Below are 21,178 nucleotides of genomic sequence, written 5' to 3' on the forward strand. Positions count from 1 at the left end.
AGGTCCGCATCGCGATCGTCTGTGACAACTTCTCCCCGCACCTGACCACGAAGAGGTGCCAGCGGGTCGGCACCTGGGCCACCACAAACAACGTCGAGATCGCCTACACCCCCACCAACAGCTCCTGGCTCAACCGCATCGAGGCCCAGTTCACCGCCCTGCGTTACTTCACCCTCGACGGCACCGACCACGCCAACCACAAGGAACAGGGCAGCATGATCCGCCGCTACATCATCTGGCGAAACCGCCACGCCGACGACCGGCACCTACGCGCCCTCGTGGACAGGGCAAACGTTGCCTGATGCGGCACTAGCTTCATGCGCGGCCAGCCAGTCATGCGCGCGCTGAACGCCTACGACCACTAAAACCACCATTAGACGAAGATCAACAGCCACCCTGTGTACGCGACCGCACGAAGTGGGCCAGAGCCCGTTGAGAGATACGCAGCCGGTGGGCGCCAGTTCGTCTCATCCACCGAAGGGGGGTCGCGGCTTCCCTCCGCGCATCTTGCGCGACGTGCGCACCCCCGCTTGGGCGTCCACCCGTGCAGCCCGGTCCGCCATTGCGGGAACGGCGTCGGGCGGCCGGCCTGATCAGGCGTCCGGTCGGCGGCCGACGAAAGTGCTCAGCACGAGGTCGATGAGTGCCTGGGCCGCAGCGGACGGACGGCGGTCGGCCGCCGTGATGAGCGAGATCACGAACGCTGGTTCCGGCTGCACCGGCCGAAGGGCGACCGCGCGGGAACCGACGGTCAGCGATTCGCTCAGAAACGCGAAGCCGAAACCCGCTCTGACCAGTTCCACGACCGTGGGGACGTCGGCCACTTCGACGGTGACCAGCCGTCGCACCCCGGATTCCAGGAACAGCCGGTCGACGCTGAGCCGGGTGCCCCATCCCGGCGGAAAGTCCACGAACGGCTCGCCGTCGAGTTCGGTGAGCGGGACGACGCGACGCCGGGCGAGCGGGTGGTCCTCCGGGCAGGCGAGCAGCATCGGCTCGGAGGCCAGCGGATGCACCGTCAGACCGGCTGGATAGTCGCTGGGGAAGGCGGCGAAGGCCAGATCGAGCCGGCCGTCGATCACCTGGTCGGCCAGCTCCGTGGATCCGCCCTGGGCAGCGCTCGGGACGATCTGCACCTGCGGTCGTTCCTGGTGATATCGCGTCAGTACGGCGGCCAGGTCGATCAGTGTCATCGAGTGCATGATGCCGACCCGAACGGTGCCGCGGAGTCCGCCGTGCGCGGCCGCGACGGCGTCCCGGGCGGCGTCCACCGCGGCCAGTGCGTTGCGCGCCTCGATGAGAAGCGCCCGACCGGCGTCGGTGAGTTCGACGTAGTGGGTGGTGCGATTGAACAGCCGGCCTCCGAGTTCGCGTTCCAGCGACCGGATCGAGACGGACAGCGCCGACTGCACAAGGTGCATGCGGGCCGCGGCGCGGGTGAAGCTGCGCTCCTCGGCCACGGCCACGAAGTGCTCCAGATGCCGCAGCTCCACGTCATGCCCCACATTCATGACTGTGATGAAGATTCTTCGTTGGACAGCATAACCGTGACGGACGGACGCTGAACGGGCCGGGCGTGGCAACCAGACCGCGCCCATTCATCGGGCAAGCGACAAGGAACCACTTCATGTCTTCCGCCATCACTGCCACACGCGAACAGGTCGGGCGCGCTCATACGCACGCGCGGCGACGCCGGCACCATTCGTTCGGATTCTGGGCCGCCACGGTGGCCTTCCTGGCGAACATGGGATTCTCGGCAGTGCCGACGCCGCTGTACGTGCTGTACCAGCAGCGCGATCATTTCTCCACGATCATGCTGACGGTCGTCTACGCGGTGTACGCGGTCGGAGTGATCGCCAGCCTGTTCTTCGGCGGCCACGTGTCCGACTGGGTGGGTCGCAAGTGGGTGTTCGTGCCCGCGCTGCTGGTCAACGTGGTCAGCGCGCTGATCTTCCTGTCGGCGCCGAGCCTGCCCGGACTCCTGGTGGCCCGGATCATCAGCGGGATATCCATCGGCCTGACGACCGCGACGGCCACCGCCTACCTTGCCGAACTGCACCTCGGAGCGTCAGGCGGCGAAGGGGGCTCGCCGCGCCGCGCCCAGGTGGTGGCCACCGCGGCCAATCTGGGTGGGATCGGCGTCGGGCCACTGGTCTCCGGAGTCCTGGCCCAGTACGCGCCCGGGCCGTTGCGGCTGCCCTACATCCTGTTCGGGGCCGTCCTGTTCGTGCTGGCCGTACTGGTCGCGGTCGCGCCGGAGACCGCCGACCGCCCGGTCCCCGCGCCGCGGTACCGGCCGCAGCGCGTCGCGGTGCCGGGGCACGCTCGCCGGATGTTCATCGCAGCCACCGCCGCGGGCATGGCCGCGTTCGCCGTCTACGGCGTGTTCAACTCCCTGGCTCCGACGTTCCTGGCCGGCACGATGCATCAGAGCTCGCACGCGGTAGCCGGCGCCGTGGCCTTCATCGCGTTCGCCGCGGGCGCTGTCGCCCAGATCGCGATGGGTCGAGCCGACTGGCACCGCACTCTCCGCGTCGGCCCGCTGATCCTCATCCCGGGCCTCGCCCTCCTCGCGGGCGGGATGTGGCTGCCCAGCCTGACGATGTTCGTGATCGGCGGACTCATCAGCGGCGCCGGTGGGGGCCTGGCCTTCCGCGGCGCGCTCACCGCCGCCGGGTCGAGCGCCCCACCGGAGTCCCGCGCCGAGGTGCTCGCCGGCTTCTTCCTCGGCGCGTACATCGGACTGTCGGTGCCCGTCATGGGCCTGGGAATCGCCACCCAGTACGTGGCCGCCCGCACGGTGATGCTGGTGTTCGTGGTGGTCGTGGCCATCGCCGTGGTGCTGTCCACCCGTGTAGTGAGCGCAGAGCATGCCCGGAGCGAGATGCCGGTTCGGCACGAATAGCCGTGGCCCTCTGAGTACATCCGCACCCGAAGGGCGTACGGCCATGGCCACCCGCAGGTTCGCCAAGGCCGGGGAACCCTCGGACGATTCCAACGGAAAGGAATACCGATGCCTCGGTCCACCATCTCTCGGATCACCACACGGAACAGGACGTCGACGGCAGATCTCGGCACGGGTCGACACCGTGGGCAACCCGCCGACGGCGATGCGCCCGTGTCCGCCGCAGATGCGATCGCCGGGCGCGGCCGTCATCGCCGCACCTCCCCCACTACCTTTTCTGGGGCCCCGCAACGGGGCTCCCGGCTTCCGGGTCCGGAATGACTGCTTCCCCCTGTTGACCATGACAATGCCGTTGCTTTTGGTGGTTACTGCCATCTGTGGTTCACGGTGATGACGGCTGGTGGGCGGCGGTGGCTAGCAGGTTCGTCGGGGGTCTTGCTGCTGAACGGGGTGATCGACGACTTCAATTTGCGGGGGCAGTCGCGTGAGCGTCGTCGGGGCAGGAGGGACCAGCGAATCTCGGCGAGGCCGAGAAGGCGGTCATGCTTTCGGGCCGAGGGGGGGAAAAGCCGCTCGGCGTGATCACCGAACGGCGGACAACATGCAGGGCCCGGGTAAACGATGTCCGCTCAGCGGAAGTCTGCGCGATCCGGGCCACATCGTTGAGCAGGTCGCGAGTCGCGTGGTGGACGATCAGGTGGGCATAGATCTCCTGCCTGACACCGTCCGGGGTCTGCGAGCGCAGGACCGGTCTGCCCCGCTGGTGAGTCTTGATCTCGTCGAAGACGATCTCGATCTCCCAGCGCCGGGCATACAAGGTGGCGAGTTCGGCGGCCGGACACTCCTCATGGTCCGTCAGACTGGTGACAAGCCGGATCACGTCCGCCTGACCGTCGACATCGAAGCGCTCGGCGTGGTAACGGGGCACTGGTACCACCGAATCCACGGTCGATCTGTACGCCGCGATCCACCGTGCCGTGCGGTTTCTCGAACGGGTCGATCCATTCGGGTTGCAGTGCCCGGTGTGCACAGGGGGCGTGCCGTGTTCATCAGCACGTTGCCGTTGTCCTTCCTCTGCCCACCCAGGGAACGGACCGGTGCGATCGCGGGTGTGCCGCCGCCTCGCTATCCTGATCAAGGATTCATACATATGTGCAAATGCTGCATCTGGCGTCGTTGTTGCCCCCACCCTGTAGGGAAAGGAAGGTCAGCATGACTGCAGTGCTTCCCCCTCCCACTCCAGTCCTGGAGCCCGCGGCGAAGGACCTTGCCGAGGCGACCTCGCCGCACCCGCGGATCTACGAGGTGCCGCCGGATCAGGGCCGTGACATCCTCTCCGGCCTGCAGACCGGAGAAGGTGTCGCGAAACCCGACGTCGAGGAGGAGTGGGTGACCGTCGACGCCGGCAGGTGGGGGCAGGTACGCACCCGCATCGTGCGCCCGCGCGGCATCTCTGGGACGCTTCCGGTCATCCTCTACATCCACGGAGCCGGGTGGGTGTTTGGCGACGAGAACACCCACGACCGCCTCGTACGCGAACTCGCCGTCGGCGCCGGCGCGGCTGCGGTCTTCCCCGTCTACGACCGGGCCCCCGAGGCCAAGTACCCCACTCAGATCGAGCAGAACTACGCCGTGGCCCAATGGTCGGTCAGCGAAGGCGCCCAGCACGGCCTAGACGCCTCGCGCCTCGCCGTGTGTGGCGACTCCGTGGGCGGAAACATGTCCGCGGCCCTCGCCCTGATGGCCAAGGACAGGGGCGATGATGTTCGGGTCGGCTGCCAGGTCCTGCTCTACCCCGTCACCAACGCCGACTTCGACACCCCGTCCTACCTGCAGTTCGCGGACGGGGACTACCTGACCCGGGACGGAATGATCTGGTTCTGGGACCAGTACACCACCAATGCCGCCCAGCGCGCCGAGCCCTACGCTTCGCCGCTGCGGGCCAGCATCGACCAGCTGCGCGGCCTGCCCCCGACCCTGGTCATCACCGACGAGGCCGACGTCCTGCGTGACGAGGGTGAGGCCTACGCGGCCAAGCTGCGTGAAGCCGGCGTCGACGTCACCGCGGTCCGCGTTCTGGGCATGGTCCACGACTTCCTGATGCTGGACCTCCTGCGTGACACCAACGCCACCAAGGTCGCTCGTCACCTCGCCATCGACGCACTCAAGACCGCCCTGCACGACTGACAGTGAGGATGTCCGTGGTGACGCCTCGGCGGTTCCTACTTCGCCGATGAGCGTGTCGCTCCCGAGATCCCGGCGGACAGGGGCAGACCGGTCCGTGTAAACACCACGGGCGGAGCGGCCCCTGTACGCCTCACACGTACCCCCGTCGCTGTACGAATCCCAGGGCGATCCCGCCCAGCGGAACGTTCAGCCAAAAGGTGAGCAGCCGGTAGACCAGGACCGCGGAGGTGGCCGGGCCGGCCGGAACACCGAGGGCGGTCAGGGCGGCGATGAGGCCGGCCTCGAAGGCTCCGAGGCCGCCGGGGACAGGGGCCGCATTGGCGAGCAGGCGGGCCGCCATGTAGGCGGCGCCCACCTGCACGAAGGGGAGGGCGCCGCCGAGCGCATGGAGGCTCAGCGCGAGGCCGACGATCTGGACGAGCGGCAGGCCGAGCGCGCCGACGACTCCAACGGCGAGTTTGGTGGGGTTGGTGGCGATGCCGGTCAGCGTGGAGGCGGCCGCGCGCAAAAACGGCCAGACCTTCTCACGCAGGAAGCGGCGGCCAGGCGGGGTGAGGCCGAGCAGCCCCCCGGCGGCCAGTACGAGTGCGATCACGGGCAGGGCGTATTTACCAGCGGGCACGTCCAGATGCACCCCACCGTGGTGCTGTCCGGCCGCAGCGAAGAATACGGCGGCGACCACGGTGTTGGAGACCGCCCCGGCCAGGCTCTGCACCCCGATGGAGGCTGTAGCCGCCCCGGTCTCGATCCCGGTCTTCTGCAGATAGCGCAGGTTCAGCGCCATGCCACCGACGTTGCCCGGGGTGATCCGGTTCAGGAAACTGCTCGCGAACTGCACCTGATACGTGGGCCGGAAGGGCAGCCGCCCGGGGACGCTGCCCAGCTGCACGCAGGTCGAGAACGCCTGCGAGATGAACGTGACGGGCACGACCGCAAGCAGCCACCACCAGTCGGCGCCGCGCAGTGCGCCGAGCGCAGCCGGGGCGTTGGCGAGCTGCGGCAGCACCAGGTGGAGCACCAGGAACGCGCCCACCAGCCCGAAGACGTTCTTCCAGGTGAATCGGGCGAGCTGGGCCGGCTTGGCCGCCGGGGCTTCGCACGCCGTGCGCACCTCGTCAGCGAGGTCGTGCATCAGGTTCGGTCGGCCGCCTGGACGCAGGGTGCGCCGCCGGGCGCCCTTCGCGGCCTCGCGGGCGCGGGCCTGGTCGTAGCGGGCCACCTCGCGTCTTGAGGGGCCGACCAGGGCGAGCGGTTGCAGATACGGCAGGGCTGTCGCCAGCGTCTTCGGGCCGAGGCCGGCCAGCGCGCAGGCCGTGGCGCGGCTCGGGCCAACCCGTACGGCGATCGTGGCGAGGAGTTCGGCCAGATCGGCCCCGAGGACCCCGGGCGGCGCATTGAGCTGCGCCCGCGCGAAGGCGGTCAGCCGGGGCTTGCCGTCCGGGTCGACCACAATGTGCTCGGGGCGCAACGCCCGGTGCGCCAGCCGATGTTCCTGCAGGCGTGCCACCGACGTCCACACCGCGCCGAGCAGCGCGTCGGTCCACTCCTCGTCGCGAAGTGCCGCCAGCGGGAGGGTGTCCTGCCCGACGGTCACCAGGAGCGCGCCCGAGCCGGTCACGGGATAGGCGATGACGGGTTCAGCGACCCGGGCGCCGGTGCGGCCGGCGAAGACCAGCATGAGCAGTTCGTGCTCGGCTGCGCCGACCGGCGTCTGCTCGCCGGGGTCGGCGGGGCGGCGCAGCAGCAGGCGCCGGGCGAGCCGGTGGAACAGGTCGCGGTTACGGTCCTCGGCGGCAAGGACGCGTACGGTGAGCCGCGCACCCTCGGTGGTCTCGGCGCCGTAGAGCATCCCCTCGCCCGCAAGCTGCCGCTCGGTCGGCAGTTCGCGCAGGGCGGCGAGCGGGATGCCGCAGGCGACGAGCGCGTCCGCGACGGCCTGGGGCGGCGGGCGGTCGGACGGGCCGCCGGCCATGAGCAAAACGGCCGATCCTGCGGTGCCGCCCACGGCGAGGGCACCGAACGCGTCCAGCGCGACGAGCGAGGCGGCCAGCACGCCGAGTGCGGCACAGCCGACGATCAGAGCCCACAGGGCCCGCCGCCATGGCCGTGCCAGCCAGGGCCCCGCGGCGACGACCGCCGAGGCGCAGGCCGCCAGGTACACCGCCGACGGCCAGCCCGCCTGCACTAGCCCGCCGCGGCCCACCAGGACCTCCGGCCACAGCTCGGGGCGGCTGCCGGCCAGCGCGAGCCGGGTGAGTGTCCAGGCGATCGCGGCGCCCAGTGCCGCGGCGGGCAGCACGCGCAGCACCGCGTCGATGCGCCGCCCCACGGCGAGGACGACCAAGGCGGCGACCGGCGCCAGCATGGCGATTGCCTGCACCGTGCCGACGAGGCCGTCACGCAGCCCCGGTGACAGCGCGGTGGCCGCGGAGAGCAGGCCCTGCTGGGCCTTGCGGGCGAAGTCACGGGTGGCGACCGCGAGCAGGACCGTTAGTCCGAGCGCGGTCAGGGACACCAGCAGGCGCAGCACGTCGACCGCCCGCCGCACGTCGTGCGTCGCGGGGGCATCGACATCGGGCGCGGCCCCGCCCTCCGGCGTGCCCACGAGGTCGGAGGAGAGCAGCGAGCCGTGGTGGTCGGTCATGTCGGGCCGCCGGCTGAGGTGCGAGAACGACCCATGCGCTCACTCCCTCGGTGCACAGGTCCGGCTCGACCGGACATACCTCCATGCTTCCACGCGGCGGCGGCCCGCGTACGGCGACGACACCGTGGGATCCCCGGCCTTCAGCCTCCCTGGGGAGGCCGGGCGGTCCCGTCCAGGCGGGCGCGGTTCTCCGCGAGCATCTCCTGGACGCGCCGCTCGACCTCCACTGGGTCGACGCCGAGGGCGCGGCCCATGTGGATCGACCACACCTCGGAGCGCACGTTGGTCTCGAAGTCCAGGTCGGCGCGGACGTTCTCACGGGCGGCCTGGCGGTTCTGGCTCACCATGACGAAGGTGGACAGAAAGATGGCCTCCAGGCTGACGATCATGGTGAGCAGTCCGAAAGGGAACGGATCCCAGATCGCCCCGTCACCGAAGACCCCTTCGTTGCACCCGATCCACACCATGAACCAGGCGGCGTGCAGATACACGAACGTCATGGTCCCGGAGAAGGCGGTGATCGCGTCCGCGATCCTGTCCTGGGTCCCGCGCATGCGCGCGAGAACGTCTTGTTCGTTGACGATCCGTACGCCCGGCCGCTTCGGTGCAGTGCCCATGGCCTCTCCCTGCCCGGTGTCCGACGAGGAATCGTCGTCAGCGTACGGCGGCGCAGGGGGTACTGCGCGGCATCGCGGTGTCGACAGCAACGGCATTGTTGACCACGATTTGGGGGGTGTCACCGACGACGAGCACCCCCTGCCGCCATCGGATAACCGACGAAATGCGCCTCGTGAGGTGAGGAAACGGTCGTCCGTCCGCCTTTCCACGCTGAACGCTGAGGTGGGGCTGGTCAGGAGCCTTCAACCACCGGGTAGGGCGCGATTGCCCGCAGGCCTCTCTCCGCGGTCGAGCCGGGGTAGGCGGCGGATGTGAGAACGGTGCGGAGGTCGATGACGGTATAGCCACGGGCAGTGATCGCAGCAAGGATCCGCGGCAGGGCCTGGGCGTCGATCACCTCGCTGTGGCCGTCAGGCACGCCAGCGTGCATCTGCAGGATCGCCCCTGGGCGCAGGGCGTCCAGCGCCCTGCGCACCGCGCCGTCCACGGTCATGCCGCCCTCGGCGCCCATCCACCCGTTGGTGTCGGTGGTGAATTCGATGTCCGCGAACCCCAGCCCGTTGACTTCCCTGATCTGGTCAGGACTGGTCTCGCTGTAGGGAAACCGGAAGAACGGGGTCAGGGCCTCTCCTGCTCCAGCCGCACGCAGGGCCTGGTCCGCTGCCCGGACCTCGCGGCGTCTTCCAGCTGCGGTCAGGTCCTTGAAGTAGGGGTGGCTGTATGAGTGATTGCCCAGCCCGTGTCCCGCTGCCGCGATCCTCTTCACCACCTGGGGATATCGGTCGGCGAAGTCGCCGGTCAGGAAGAACGTGGCAGGTTTACACCGCTGGGAGAGCTCACCGAGGATGCGGTCCAGGCCGGCGTCGTTCCAGGCCGCGTTGAACGTCACCGCGACCACTCGTTTGCGCGTACGGATCACACGGTTCTCCGATCCGAACAGCGCCCGCAAACCCTCGTCGTCCGCAGTCGCCGCCAGGCGCGGCGAAAACCCCTTGGCCGCCATGGTCAGGGGCCTGGGCACCACCGCCCAACGGACAGCGAACAGCCCGGCGGCCACCCCGAGCAGGCGGCGGAACACAAGACGGCGTGGGACGACGAGAGAACGCGTTTCCATGCCATCGCCATCGGCCGACCGGTGCCCTCCCTTGAGCCCGTACCGCAGCGACAACGGCGGGCCAGCTCCATATTTCCGCAGATCAGCGAGTTGCGTCGGTTCCCCCCATCCACTCAACCCGGCAGGCGCCCGAATGGTGACCCGGCCGTGGATTAAGAAACTCCGCTGATCGCCGCGTTCGCTTTCTTCTGTTGGACCGAAGGCCCCGGCCGGCGTGAGCATGGAGTGGCACCACAACATCACATGATGAGGAGTAACACGCCATGCGATCGGTCACGCTCGGTTCGACGGGGCTTCGGGTCTCCCGCATTGCCTTCGGTACCTGGCAACTGGGAGGGCAGTGGGGGACGTTCGACGAGGACGGGGCCATCAGGGCCATCCGCGAAGCCCGCGAGCTCGGGATCAACTTCTTCGACACCGCCCAGGCCTACGGGTTCGGTGCCTCGGAGCGTGTCCTGGGCAGGGCCTTGCGCAAGGAGATCGCCGGGGACAGGGACAGCGTGGTGATCGCCACCAAGGGCGGCGTCCTGCCGGAGGGCGGGCGTGACGCGTCCGCCGCCTACCTGCGCCAGGGCGTGGAGCAGAGCCTGCGCAGCCTGGGAGTGGAGACGATCGACCTCTACCAGGTGCACTGGCCGGACCCGGACGTGACCGCCGTCGAGACGGCCGGTGCGCTCCAGGAGCTGGTCGACGAAGGCAAGATCCGCTTTGTCGGCGTGTCCAACTACGACGCCCGGCAGATGGCCGAATTCGCCGCGGTCCGCCCGGTGCAGACCTTGCAGCCTCCGTATCACCTCTTCCGCCGCGGCATCGAGGCGGAGGTTTTGCCCTACACGATCGAGCACAACATCGGTGTTCTGGCGTACAGCCCCCTCGCCAGCGGTCTGCTCACCGGCCGGTTCGACGAGAGCACCTCGTTCGAGGAGAGCGACTGGCGCGCCAAGTCCAGTGCGTTCACCGGGGACACCTTGAAGCGCAACCTGGCCGTCGTACGGCGACTTGCGGACTTCGCCGAGAAGCGCGGGATCACGGTCAGTCAGCTGGCGATCGCGTGGGTGCTCGCACGGCCGGGCGTGCACGTGGCCATCGTCGGCGCGCGCAGCAGTGCCAATATCCGGGCCAGCGCCGCGGCCGCCGACGTGGAGCTGAGCGCCGAGGACCTCTCCCTCATCGACGAGCTCACGGCCGACGCCGTCTCCGTCGAGGGCGCGACGCCCGAGGGGGTGTTGTGATGCTCGGCGCTGACTCCTGAGGGCTAGGGACGCAGCGGTCCGCCTCCCGGAACGCTGTACTCCGGGCTCGGGGCGCGATCGAGGCCGGGCACCATGCTCAACAGCTGCCGCGCGGCCGGCGCAGTCCGTGCCAGATCCGGCAGGGCGACCGAAGACCGCCAGACAGCGGTGTCTGCGTCGGCCAGGCGCACGACGCTCAGAGTGTCTGCCTGGGGCTTGTCCGCAATGTGCCGGGGCACGAGGGCCACTCCGAGTCCGTGTCCGACCAGGTCCAGCAGACTGTGCACATCGTTGACCTGCAGAGCGACGACTCGATGGCACCCGGCCTCGGTGAAGGCGCGACTGGTGACGGCACGCGCACCCCAGTCGGGAGCGAAGTCCACGAAGGTCTCGCCGTCCAGTTCCTTCCACTCCACTTCTCCGCGTCCCGCCAAAGGATGAGCCGGGTGGCACACGAGGACCATCGGTTCCGTCGACAGCGGCAGGAGACGCACTCCGACCGGGGGCAGGCCGCTCAACGCGACGAACGCCAGGTCGAGTTGGCCGGCGGCGACATCCTCCGCCAGGGCCTGTGAGCCGTCCTGCCGCATGTGGATCTCCACACCGGGGTGCCGGCCACGGAAGCCGGCCAGCAGAGCAGACACATGAACCGCGCCGAGGCACTGCTCGGTGCCGATGGCCAAGGTGCCGCGCAGGAGCCCCTGCACGGCGGCGACCGCGTCCTTCGCGGCTCGCGCACCAGCGAGGGTGCGGCGGGCCTCGTCGAGCAGCGCCCGGCCCGCCTCGGTCAGATCGACGCTGCGGGTGTTGCGCCGGAAGAGCTGGGCGCCCAGTTCCTTTTCCAGGGAACGCACCGAGGCCGACAGACCCGACTGCGACACCAGCAGCCGCTCGGCGGCGCGGGTGAAATGCCGTTCCTCGGCGACGGCGACGAAGTACTCCAAATGACGAAGTTCCATGATTGACAACCTTATTCAATGAATGAAAGCAAATCCATCGATTTTGCAATTCAATTGAAGGAGTGATCCATCGTGCAGACCCGCCGCATCGGACCGTTCGAAGTGAGCGCCGTCGGGCTCGGGGCCATGCCCCTGTCCATCGAGGGAAGGCCCGACGTGGGTCGCGCGATCGCGACGGTCCACGCCGCTCTCGATGCCGGAATGACGCTGATCGACACCGCCGACGCGTATCACGTCGGCGCGGAGGAGATCGGTCACAACGAGACGCTGATCGCAAAGGCCCTGTCCCTCTACGGCTCTGCGTCCGAAGTGCTCGTCGCCACCAAGGGTGGCAGCCTACGGCCGGGCGACGGCTCGTGGACGGTCGACGGAAGACCTGAGTACATCAAACGCGCGTGCGAACAGTCCCTGGCCCGGCTGGGCGTGGAGGCGATCGGCCTTTACCAGTTCCACCGCCCGGACCCCCGGATTCCCTACGCGGAGTCGGTCGGAGCGCTCGCCGAGCTCCTCGACGAGGGAAAGATCGTTGCCGCGGGCATCTCCAATGCCGACCCGGAGCAGATCCGCACCGCTCAGGAGGTCCTGGGCGGCAGGCTGGCCAGCGTACAGAACCAGTTCTCACCGGCGTTCCGTTCCAGCCGTCCTGAACTCGACCTGTGCCATGAACTGGGCATCGCATTCCTGCCCTGGAGCCCGCTCGGCGGCATCTCTCGGGCCCGGCGCCTCGGCACCCGCCATCTCCCGTTGACCTACGTGGCCCAGCAGCTGGACGCGACACCCCAGCAAGTGTGCCTCGCGTGGATGCTCGCTCTGTCGCCGGTGGTGGTTCCCATTCCGGGCTCCAGCCGTCCGGAGACCGCCCGCAGTTCGGCGGCAGCCACCGAACTGCAGATCCCCGCGGGCGAGTTGGACCTGCTGGACGCTTCTCGGCCTGTCACCGTCTGAGGAAACTCCCATGCCGGCCGACGCCGGCATGAGGACAGGTCTCGTCAGCGGGATCGGTCGCGGTTACCGCCGCCGCGCCCGTCGGTCACAAGCTCTTCCGCAGCCCGCACGGATTCAGCGAGCAGACCGACGAACACCTCACGGCTCCACAGGGACAACCCCAGAGCCGCTGTGCAGGCGGCCAGTGCGTCGAGGGTTCCGAGCGTGTCCGCCGGGATCACCTGACGCCCCGCGGGTTCGCCCCCGAGGGCCCAGCCGCGCACCGCTTCGGATACCGCGAACTCGTAGTGCGGGAGAGCCACCGAGCTCACCCCGTCGACCAGATGCACGAGTCGGTCGGCGGGAACGCGCCGACCCGCGATGCCCGCGATGGCCGGCGTGGAGCGCATCAGCCCGTCGACGATGACGCACATGTCCGCCAGAGCCGGCTCGTCCGCCTCATCCACCGCCGCCTTCACCGCGGGAGCATGGTGAATCGCATATCCCCGCACGATGGCCATGGCCCGCTGCTGGGTCGTGCTGTGGCCTGCTTGATGTGAACAATCCCGAGACCACCCGGACCACCTATCTGTTGGCGGCCGCGCAGCCGACACGGTGCTCGGGAGGAGTACTCGCCGGATCCGGACCCCGACGCGGCACCGGATGACCTGGACGGCGGTGACACACAAGCCCGCTCACGCAGAACCGCTTTCCATCTGACGGGCGTTCGCGCCAACACAAGCGCCCCCGGGCCAATCCGCGCGCCCAGTCCCAACCGCCTTGCACACGCCGCCCGCCTTCGGTGCCATGCCGTGATGCACTGAGCGCCCTCGGCGGTCAGGGAAGGTGGCACACCTCGAGGAGGGTGTCAGCCATCGCCATCGCGGCCGGGGGCACCGGGAGTTGGGCCGTGGTGGCGAGCGCCAGCGTCCACGTGATGGTGGGGATGATCGGAACGGCGCGGAGGTCCGGATACCGGCCGGCCGGCGTGGCGGGCATCAGGGTGATGCCGAGCCGGTTACGGACGAGACCGGCGGCGGTGTCGTAGTCGGCCACCTCGTAAGGGGCGTCCGGGGTGATGCCGGCGACGGCGAGGGCGTCGTCGGTCTGGCGGCGAATACCCCAGCCTGCGGCGAACCGCACGAATGTTTCCTCGGCAAGGTCGACGACGTTCATCTGGCTGTGGGTGGTGAGTCGGTGGTCGGATCGGCAGAGCAGAACCATGGGTTCGCGGGCGATCGGTTGAAGGGTGACCTGTTTCGGTGCCTTGGCCGCCGCGACCAGGGCGAGGTCGAGCGAACCGTCCGCGACGGCGGCGAGGTGCCCGGCAGTGCCGGCGACGCTCTGGTGCAGCCGGATCGACACCAAGGGATATCGGGTGTGGAACTGGCCCAGTGCCGCCGGCAGGTCGAGCGGCCCGGAGGACATCAGCGTCCCGAGGTCAACACTGCCGGAGAGCTGCTCCCGGTACCGGGTCACTGAGTCCTTCGCGCGCCGGGCCGCGGCGAGGGTGCTGCGGGCCTCGGAGAGGAATGCGGCACCTGCCGGGCTCAGCCTGATCCGGTATCTGGTGCGGTCGAGAAGCTGGATGTCGAGCTCGCGTTCGAGCTTCGCGACTGCTGTGGACACCGCTGACTGCACGACATGGACCCGCTCGGCACCGCGAGAGAAGCTGCGTTCCTCGGCTACGGCGACAAAGTACTCCAGCTGACGTAGATCCACCCGATGACTATCTCACATCGAGATGACCTGCATCTAGATGTTTCGTTAGACGAGATGGACTGGACGCGCCATGCTCGTCAGTACCGGCCGCGGAACCTGTCGCGAACGAAGGAGACGAGCGATGTCGACCGATCTGACCGAGGAAACGATCACAGCCGCCGTCCAGCAGACCTTCGACGGGTCCACGAACGAGCGCATGCGTGAGGTCTTCGTGGCGCTTGTCCAGCATCTGCACGACTTCGCCCGCGAGGTCCGCCTCACCAGTGAGGAATGGTTCACTGCCGTGGACTTCCTGGAGCGGGTCGGTCACATCTGCAGTCCCACCCGACAGGAGTTCGTGCTGCTCTCGGACATCCTTGGGCTGAGCGTGCTGGTCGACCAGATCAATCACGGCAACGGCTCCGCCACCGACTCCACCCTGCTCGGACCGTTCTACGTGGAAGGCCGACCCCGCGCCGAGAACGGCGCCGACATCTCCGGCGATGTCACGGGCATGCCCCTGTTCTTCAGCGGCACGGTCGTGGACCCCGAGGGACGGCCCGTGGCCGGTGCGGACGTGGACACCTGGCACAGCGACGGTGACGGCTTCTACGACGTGCAGCAGGCGGACAAGCTGAACGGCGAACCGGCCATGCGGGCTCTCCTGGCCACGGGCGACAACGGTCGGTTCTCGTACCGCTCGATCGTGCCGCGCTACTACCCGGTGCCGACCGACGGACCCTGCGGCGAGATCCTCCGCGCCGCCGGCCGCTCCCCGATGCGGCCCGAGCACATCCACTTCTGGCTCCACGCCAAGGGCTACGAACCGCTCGTCACGATGCTGTTCCGCGGCGACGACCCCTATCTGGAGCGGGACGCGGTGTTCGGCGCCAAGCGTTCGCTGATCGCCGACTTCGTCCAGCACGGGGCCGGTGAGACCGCGCCCGACGGCACCAGGATGACCGAGCCGTTCCAGACCGTCGAGTGGACCTTCATCCTGGCCCCGGCCCGACGGTGACGACACCGCGCCGGACATGCCTGCCCCACTGAGCATCAGCCCAGCCCCAGAAAGGACACCAACGTGCGCGCGCTACGTTTCGACCAGTACGGCGGTCCCGAGGTCCTGCGGGTCGCCGAACTGCCCGACCCCCTCGCCACCGAGAACACAGCCGTGGTCGCCGTCCGCGCCGCCTCGGTCAACCCCTCCGATCTGAAGAACGTCGCCGGCATCATGGAAGGCACCGTGCTGCCCCGCGTGCCCGGCCGTGACTTCGCCGGCGTCGTCGTCGACGGTCCACGGCAGTGGCGCGGCGCGGAGGTGTGGGGCACCGGCGGCGACGTCGGCTTCACCCTGGACGGCTCCCACGCGGAGTACATCCGCGTGCCGGTCACCGCGCTCGCCCGCAAACCGGCCCAGTTGAGCTTCGAGGAGGCCTCGGCGGTCGGGGTCAACTTCGTGATCGGCTGGCTCGGTGCCGTCGAGATCGCACACCTGAAGCAGGGTGAGACCGTCGTGGTGTTCGGCATTTCCGGCGGGGTGGGCGGCGCCGTCGCCCAGATCGCCCGGGCTCACGGGGCCCGGGTGCTCGGCGTCGACCTGGTCGCCCCCGCAGATGGCACCCCGGCGGCGGAGATCATCGACGCGTTCGTTCCCTTCACCGCCGGCTCGCCCTTCAGCCCCGACTCGGCCGAGGTGGCCGACGCCTTGCTGGCGCACACCGGCGGCCGGGGAGCCGAAGTCGTCTACGACGCCGTCGGCGGGGTCACCACCGCGGCGGCCCTCGCCTCGCTGGCCCAGCGGGGCAGGCTGGTGGTGATCAGCGCGGTCGGCACGAAAACAGTGGAGATCAACCTGCCGGACTTCTACCACCGCGAGGCTCGGATGCTGGGTGCCGACAGCCGCAAGCTCGACGTCTCCGAGTCCGCCGAGCGCCTGACCCTGCTCACCCCCTACTTCGAACGAGGCGACTTCCGGCCGCTGCCGGTCGCGCACCAATTCGGCCTCGACGAGGGCCACAAGGCCTATTCCGCGGTGGCGGACCAGGTGTCCGGTCGCGTCGTCATCGTTCCAGAAGGCCGTCCCTGACCACCGAGAAAGGCGACACCATGACACGCTGCGCAGGCGCCCGTATCACCGTTCTCGACGAGAACTTCATCGACATCCTCCTGCCCTCGACCCCACGGGTGCGCCGTTACAACATGGATCAGCACTTCAACGCCCGGTACGGCGAACTGCTCGCCGAGAACGGGCTGTGCTACCTGGTAGAGACGTTCACCGAGGGCGGCTCCACGACGATTCTGTTCGACGCCGGACTGACCGCCGAAGTGGTTCTGCACAACGCACAACGGCTCGGTGTGGACCTGCACGACGTGGAGGCGGTGGTGCTCAGCCACGGCCACCCCGACCACTTCGGCGGCATCAATGGAGTGGTCGAGGCGATCGGCCATCCGACCCCGGTGATCGCACACCCCGACGCGTTCGACCCGCGGATGATCGTCAAGCCGCACACCACCCTCCCGATGATCAATATCGGGCTGACCCGGGAGGGAATTCGGGGAGCGGGCGGGCACCTCATGGAAGCGCGCGACTCCGTCCCGCTCGGTCCTGGCCTGTTCACCTCGGGCGAGATGCAGACCACCGCCGACTTCGAGTTCGAAGCCCCCTCGGGGCGGCTCTGCGTCCACGCGGACGGCCGCGTCGAGGCGGACGACATCAACGACCACCAGGTACTCGGCATCGACGTCGAGGGCCACGGGCTGATCGTGATCGACCCGTGCGGGCACCGCGGCGTCGTCAGTTCGATCGACCACATGCGGGCCCTCAGCGGCACCGACACGCTCTACGGCGTCCTCGGCGGGTTCCACACCGGCCACCCCGGCATCAGCGCCAACCGGATCGACAACACCGCGAAAGCACTCGCCGCCTACGAGCCGCGGCTGGTTGCTCCCATGCACTGCAGCGGATTCCCGCTCAAGAAGGCCGTCGCCGATCTCATCCCGGACGCCTTCGAAATCGTCACCGCAGGCACCGTACTCACGATCGGCGACGTGCCACCCGACACCCGCACCTGGCGATGACGCCACAGCCGTACGAGCAACGAACACCAGAGGTCAACGATGACACACAAAACCCTCATCAAGGGTGGCACCGTCTACAGCGTCGACCCCGGCATCGGGGAACTCCCGTGCGGTGACGTGCTGGTGGAGGGCGACACGATCCTGGCCGTCGACGAGCACATTCCCGCGGCGGACGCGCGCGTCATCGACGCCACCGGCCGCATCGTGCTGCCAGGGCTGATCGACACTCACCGGCATCTGTGGCAGGCGGCGTTGCGGCAGATCGCGGCGGACTGGACCCTCGGCCAGTACATCGACCACATGCTGCTGGAACTCGGCCCGAAGTTCTCCCCGGAGGACGTGCACGTGGCCGAACTGCTCGGCGCGATCGAGGCCATCGACGCCGGCGTCACCACCGTCATGGACTGGGCACACATCATGCGCAGCCCGGATCACGCCGACGAGGCGGTGCGCGGGCTGCAGGAGTCCGGCGTCCGGGCGGTGTTCGGCTACGGAAACCCCGGAGGACCCCCCGCCGACTGGTACGCCCGCGACGTGATCCGGGTGGGCGAGCGCTATTTCTCCTCCGACGCCGGGCTGGTCACGTTCGCGCTGGCCAGCATGGGTCCGGAGTTCGGACCGGTCGAGGACACGCTGGCCGACCTCGAACTGGCCCGCAAACTGGGCATCCGCGCCTCGATGCATGTGGGCGTCGGCGCGCTCGGCGCCCAGCGCTCGATCACCGAACTGCACCGACGCGGCCTGCTCGGCCCCGATTTGATCTATGTCCACTGCAATACCTGCACGGACGCCGAACTGCGGCTGATCGCCGACACCGGAGGACATGCCGCCATCTCGCCGCGGGTGGAGATGCAGATGGGGCACGGCTATCCGGCAACGGGGCGGCTCTGCGCGGCCGGGGTGGTGCCGAGCTTGAGCATCGATGTCGTCTCCGGGGTGGGTGGCAGCCTGTTCGCCGAGATGCGTGGCACGCTCGAGGCCGAGCGCGGCTGGCAGCACCATGCCGCGCTCTCCCGGGGCGAGACGCTGCCGGAGCTGACGATCAGCACCCGGGACGTGGTCCGCATGGCCACGATCGAAGGCGCGCGCACGCTCGGCCTGGACGGCAGGATCGGGTCGCTGACCCCGGGCAAGCAGGCCGACATCATCCTCCTCGACACCGACCGGCCGAACCTGTCACCCGTGAACAACCTGTCCGCGGCGATCACCCTCGCGGACAACGAGAACGTCGACACGGTGCTGATCGCAGGCCGGGTGGTCAAACAAGGCGGACGGATAGCAGGGCACGACCTGCGGGCCCTCCGGGAGCGCGCCCGCCATTCCCGGGACCGACTGCTTGAGTCCTGGTCCGGTCCCGGCGCCACCACGGCCCGGCCTCGCGCCTGACCCGTACCCAGGCGACACACGAACGACAACAACGAGGTTGTTTTGATGGGCACTTCACCCGGCACCGCACACGCCGACCACATCTTCCTCAACGGACTGGTCTGGCCGGGCGGTGTGCGACGAGACGGACCCGAACCAACCGCACTGGCGGTGCGCGACGGCAGAGTAGTGGCGTACGGCAGCGACGCCGAGATCCGCGCGGCGGCCGGCCGGCGTTCGACCGTGGTCGACCTCCACGGCGCCCGGGTGATACCGGGCCTGATCGACGGTCACATGCACGCCGTGCGCGGGGGCGCGACCTGGGCGAGCGAAGTCCGATGGACGGACCTGCCCGACCTCGGGACGGCGCTGGCAACGATTCGCGCCGCGATCGAGGGGGCACGCCCGGGGGAATGGATCCGGGTCGTCGGCGGGTGGCATCCCTGCCAGTTCGCCGAATCGCGAGAGCCCACCCGAGCCGAACTGGACGCACTCGCGCCGGACCATCCGGTGTACGTGCAGGCGCTCTACGAGGTCGCGGTGCTCAACTCGGCGGCGCTGCGCGCGGTCGGTATCGACGCCACCACCCCCGATCCGTCCGGCGGACACCTCGAGCGGAACCCGGCGACCGGCGAGCTCACCGGCCGGGTGTTCGGTATGGGCGCGTTCAACCGGATCCTGGGCGCGATTCCACCCCTCTCACCGGACCGGGAACGACGCTCCACCGCGGCGATGCTCGCCGACCTGCACGCGCTCGGGCTGACCGGAATCGTCGACGCCGGCGGATTCGGCATGCCGCCGGAACGGTACGAACCGCTGTTCGCTCTCTGGCGCGACGGCCGTCTGTCGATGCGCATGCGGCTGCAGTTGTCCGCAGCAGACCCCGGGCAGGAATACCAGCAGTTGGAGGAGTGGATGCGGCACACTCCGCCCCGGTTCGGGGACCCGCTGCTGCGGTTCCTCGGCATCGGTGAGGTGGTGCACTACGGCTGCCACGACTTCGAAGGGCTCGAGGAGTTCTCGATCTCCGACGACGCTGCCAAGGAGCTCCAGCGGATCTCCTTCCGCGCTGCCGAACAGGGTTGGCCGGTGAACATCCATGCGGTGCTCGACGAGTCGATCGACCGGATCCTCACCTGCTGGGAAGCGGTGAACGAGCGGATCCCGCTGAACGGGCTGCGGTTCTCGCTGTCCCACGCCGACCGCGTCAGCCCGCGCAACCTGCGCCGGCTCGCCGCATTGGGCGTGGGCGTGGTGCTGGACGACCACCAGGTGTTCAAGGCCGGCTTTTCGGAGGCGGCCTGGGGCGACGGCTCGATGAGTGAAACCCCGCGCCTCGCGGACATGATCGCCGCGGGGATTCCCCTGGCGGCCGGGACAGACGCCACCCGCGCCTCCTCCCACAATCCCTGGTTGTCGCTGTGGTGGCTGATCGCCGGGAAGTCCGCGGACGGCGTCGTACGGCGCGCCGCCCGCCACCGGATGTCCCGGGAGCGTGCGCTGGAGTGCTACACCGCGGGCAGTGCGTGGCTCAGCTTCGAGGAAAACAGCCGCGGGCGTCTCCTACCAGGCGCGCACGCCGACTTCGCCGTGCTCAGTGAGGACTACTTCGCCGTGCCGGAGGACCGCATTCCGTGGATCCGCTCCGAGCTCACCGTGGTGGGGGGCGAGATCGTGCACACCACCGGAACCGTCGCCTGACGGCCCTCTTCACGGCATGTGGCATCGGGACATGGACTGCTGGATCTGCTCGAACTCGACGGCGCATCCATCTCGGCTCCCGCTGCATCGTCGCCGAACAGGTCACGCTGACCGCCGGTCGCCGCCACGCGTGATCGAACCTTCGAGGAAGGCCGGACCATCGCGACGTGGTCCTCAACAGCCCGGCCTGGGACCAGGCGGATCGGGACCAGGCAGGAACGGTCGACGAGACGCCCTCCTGGCGCAGCACCCAGGCGATGACCAACTGGGCCATCGACAGCCCTGACCGATCGGCGACCGGGCACAACTGCTGGAGACGCTCCAGGTGTTGGCCGCCCATGACCCGGCTGATGAACCGTGCTCGGCGTTGGCGTGCTCGACGCAGATCCGCGCGGAAGACTGGTGGCGCCGTTGCTCACGCCACGCGTACTGCTCGCCGAGTACCGCGCCGTCCTTCGGCCTCTTCGGCGGCGCGGTGACCTGGCCGGGCAACTCGTTGTCCAGACCCCGGTAGCCTTCGTCGACCTCGGCTTCGACGTCTGGACAGAGGCGGAGTTGCTCGGCGGTGCCCTCGGTCCGCATGGCAGTCTGATCGTGCATCCGGCCGGGCGGGTCGTCCCCGGACCACAGAGTGCGGCCCTGGCCGTCGCCAATCGTGATGGTCTTCATGGTGGTGTGCCTCTCCTTCCCGGACGCGAACGCGCACCGCCCGGGCTGGTGGGTCTTCGGCGCCGGACCTGGGTCTCGGTG

The 21,178-nt window shown here is 69.1% G+C and carries 17 protein-coding genes and 2 pseudogenes; 10 read left to right on the plus strand and 9 right to left on the minus strand.

The annotated features are described in order from the left end of the window. Window positions 1-302, plus strand: a pseudogene (locus AB0D27_RS25840) (IS630 family transposase); the annotation flags it as partial. A gap of 291 nt (window positions 303-593) precedes the next feature. Here the strand turns inward: AB0D27_RS25840 and AB0D27_RS25845 are convergent. After that, complete coding sequence (locus tag AB0D27_RS25845) at window positions 594-1,505, minus strand: LysR family transcriptional regulator (RefSeq protein WP_362513185.1); 912 nt, start codon at window positions 1,503-1,505, stop codon at window positions 594-596. Between the two features lie 122 nt (window positions 1,506-1,627). Between AB0D27_RS25845 and AB0D27_RS25850 the strand changes: the two genes are divergently transcribed. Beyond that, on the plus strand, window positions 1,628-2,905 hold the full coding sequence (locus AB0D27_RS25850; RefSeq protein WP_362513188.1) for an MFS transporter: 1,278 nt from the start codon (window positions 1,628-1,630) through the stop codon (window positions 2,903-2,905). Between the two features lie 463 nt (window positions 2,906-3,368). Here AB0D27_RS25850 and AB0D27_RS25855 read toward each other — a convergent pair whose 3' ends face one another. Next, entirely contained in the window at window positions 3,369-4,055 is a 687-nt protein-coding gene (locus AB0D27_RS25855; RefSeq protein ID WP_362513190.1) for a transposase, read from the minus strand. A gap of 62 nt (window positions 4,056-4,117) precedes the next feature. Between AB0D27_RS25855 and AB0D27_RS25860 the strand changes: the two genes are divergently transcribed. Next, the gene (locus tag AB0D27_RS25860) at window positions 4,118-5,092 is read left to right on the plus strand and encodes an alpha/beta hydrolase (protein ID WP_362513193.1); all 975 of its coding nucleotides are present in this window, start codon (window positions 4,118-4,120) and stop codon (window positions 5,090-5,092) included. A 130-nt stretch (window positions 5,093-5,222) separates the two neighbouring features. Here AB0D27_RS25860 and AB0D27_RS25865 read toward each other — a convergent pair whose 3' ends face one another. The 3 genes from AB0D27_RS25865 to AB0D27_RS25875 form a co-directional block, all read right to left on the minus strand. Further along, window positions 5,223-7,736 (minus strand): lysylphosphatidylglycerol synthase transmembrane domain-containing protein, encoded by a 2,514-nt coding sequence (locus AB0D27_RS25865; RefSeq protein ID WP_362513196.1) that lies wholly within the window; start codon window positions 7,734-7,736, stop codon window positions 5,223-5,225. 140 nt (window positions 7,737-7,876) lie between these two features. Further along, window positions 7,877-8,353, minus strand: a complete 477-nt coding sequence (locus tag AB0D27_RS25870) for a DUF1003 domain-containing protein (protein WP_362513199.1) — start codon at window positions 8,351-8,353, stop codon at window positions 7,877-7,879. Window positions 8,354-8,586: 233 nt separating this feature from the next. Continuing rightward, a complete protein-coding gene (locus AB0D27_RS25875) occupies window positions 8,587-9,522 on the minus strand; it encodes a polysaccharide deacetylase family protein (protein WP_362513202.1) in 936 nt (311 codons plus the stop codon). A gap of 209 nt (window positions 9,523-9,731) precedes the next feature. Between AB0D27_RS25875 and AB0D27_RS25880 the strand changes: the two genes are divergently transcribed. After that, window positions 9,732-10,700, plus strand: coding sequence for an aldo/keto reductase (locus tag AB0D27_RS25880; protein WP_362513205.1), 969 nt, complete (start codon window positions 9,732-9,734; stop codon window positions 10,698-10,700). A gap of 23 nt (window positions 10,701-10,723) precedes the next feature. Here the strand turns inward: AB0D27_RS25880 and AB0D27_RS25885 are convergent, their stop codons facing one another. After that, window positions 10,724-11,659: a LysR family transcriptional regulator gene (locus AB0D27_RS25885; RefSeq protein WP_362513208.1), complete on the minus strand. Its 936-nt coding sequence runs from the start codon at window positions 11,657-11,659 to the stop codon at window positions 10,724-10,726. A 72-nt stretch (window positions 11,660-11,731) separates the two neighbouring features. Here AB0D27_RS25885 and AB0D27_RS25890 point away from each other — a divergent pair, with 72 nt between their 5' ends. Then, complete coding sequence (locus AB0D27_RS25890; RefSeq protein ID WP_362513211.1) at window positions 11,732-12,604, plus strand: aldo/keto reductase; 873 nt, start codon at window positions 11,732-11,734, stop codon at window positions 12,602-12,604. A gap of 44 nt (window positions 12,605-12,648) precedes the next feature. On the opposite strand, the gene AB0D27_RS25895 is transcribed toward AB0D27_RS25890, so the two are convergent. Next, entirely contained in the window at window positions 12,649-13,104 is a 456-nt protein-coding gene (locus tag AB0D27_RS25895) for a hypothetical protein (protein ID WP_362513214.1), read from the minus strand. A gap of 316 nt (window positions 13,105-13,420) precedes the next feature. Then, on the minus strand, window positions 13,421-14,305 hold the full coding sequence (locus AB0D27_RS25900; protein WP_362513217.1) for a LysR family transcriptional regulator: 885 nt from the start codon (window positions 14,303-14,305) through the stop codon (window positions 13,421-13,423). A 121-nt stretch (window positions 14,306-14,426) separates the two neighbouring features. Between AB0D27_RS25900 and AB0D27_RS25905 the strand changes: the two genes are divergently transcribed. From AB0D27_RS25905 to AB0D27_RS25925, 5 genes are all read left to right on the plus strand, one after another. Then, window positions 14,427-15,302 (plus strand): dioxygenase, encoded by an 876-nt coding sequence (locus tag AB0D27_RS25905; protein WP_362513220.1) that lies wholly within the window; start codon window positions 14,427-14,429, stop codon window positions 15,300-15,302. A 63-nt stretch (window positions 15,303-15,365) separates the two neighbouring features. After that, entirely contained in the window at window positions 15,366-16,370 is a 1,005-nt protein-coding gene (locus AB0D27_RS25910) for a zinc-binding alcohol dehydrogenase family protein (protein WP_362513222.1), read from the plus strand. Between the two features lie 20 nt (window positions 16,371-16,390). Beyond that, window positions 16,391-17,362: an MBL fold metallo-hydrolase gene (locus AB0D27_RS25915; RefSeq protein WP_362513225.1), complete on the plus strand. Its 972-nt coding sequence runs from the start codon at window positions 16,391-16,393 to the stop codon at window positions 17,360-17,362. Between the two features lie 39 nt (window positions 17,363-17,401). Beyond that, window positions 17,402-18,748 (plus strand): amidohydrolase family protein, encoded by a 1,347-nt coding sequence (locus tag AB0D27_RS25920; protein WP_362513228.1) that lies wholly within the window; start codon window positions 17,402-17,404, stop codon window positions 18,746-18,748. 45 nt (window positions 18,749-18,793) lie between these two features. Then, window positions 18,794-20,428, plus strand: coding sequence for an amidohydrolase (locus AB0D27_RS25925; protein ID WP_362513231.1), 1,635 nt, complete (start codon window positions 18,794-18,796; stop codon window positions 20,426-20,428). A 174-nt stretch (window positions 20,429-20,602) separates the two neighbouring features. On the opposite strand, the pseudogene AB0D27_RS25930 reads toward AB0D27_RS25925, so the two are convergent. Beyond that, window positions 20,603-21,124 (minus strand): annotated as a pseudogene (locus AB0D27_RS25930) (transposase family protein); the annotation flags it as partial. Window positions 21,125-21,178: the final 54 nt, after the last annotated feature.

Origin of the sequence: Streptomyces sp. NPDC048415, assembly GCF_040651675.1 — a bacterium.
In the GTDB taxonomy this organism is placed as follows: Bacteria; Actinomycetota; Actinomycetes; order Streptomycetales; family Streptomycetaceae; genus Streptomyces.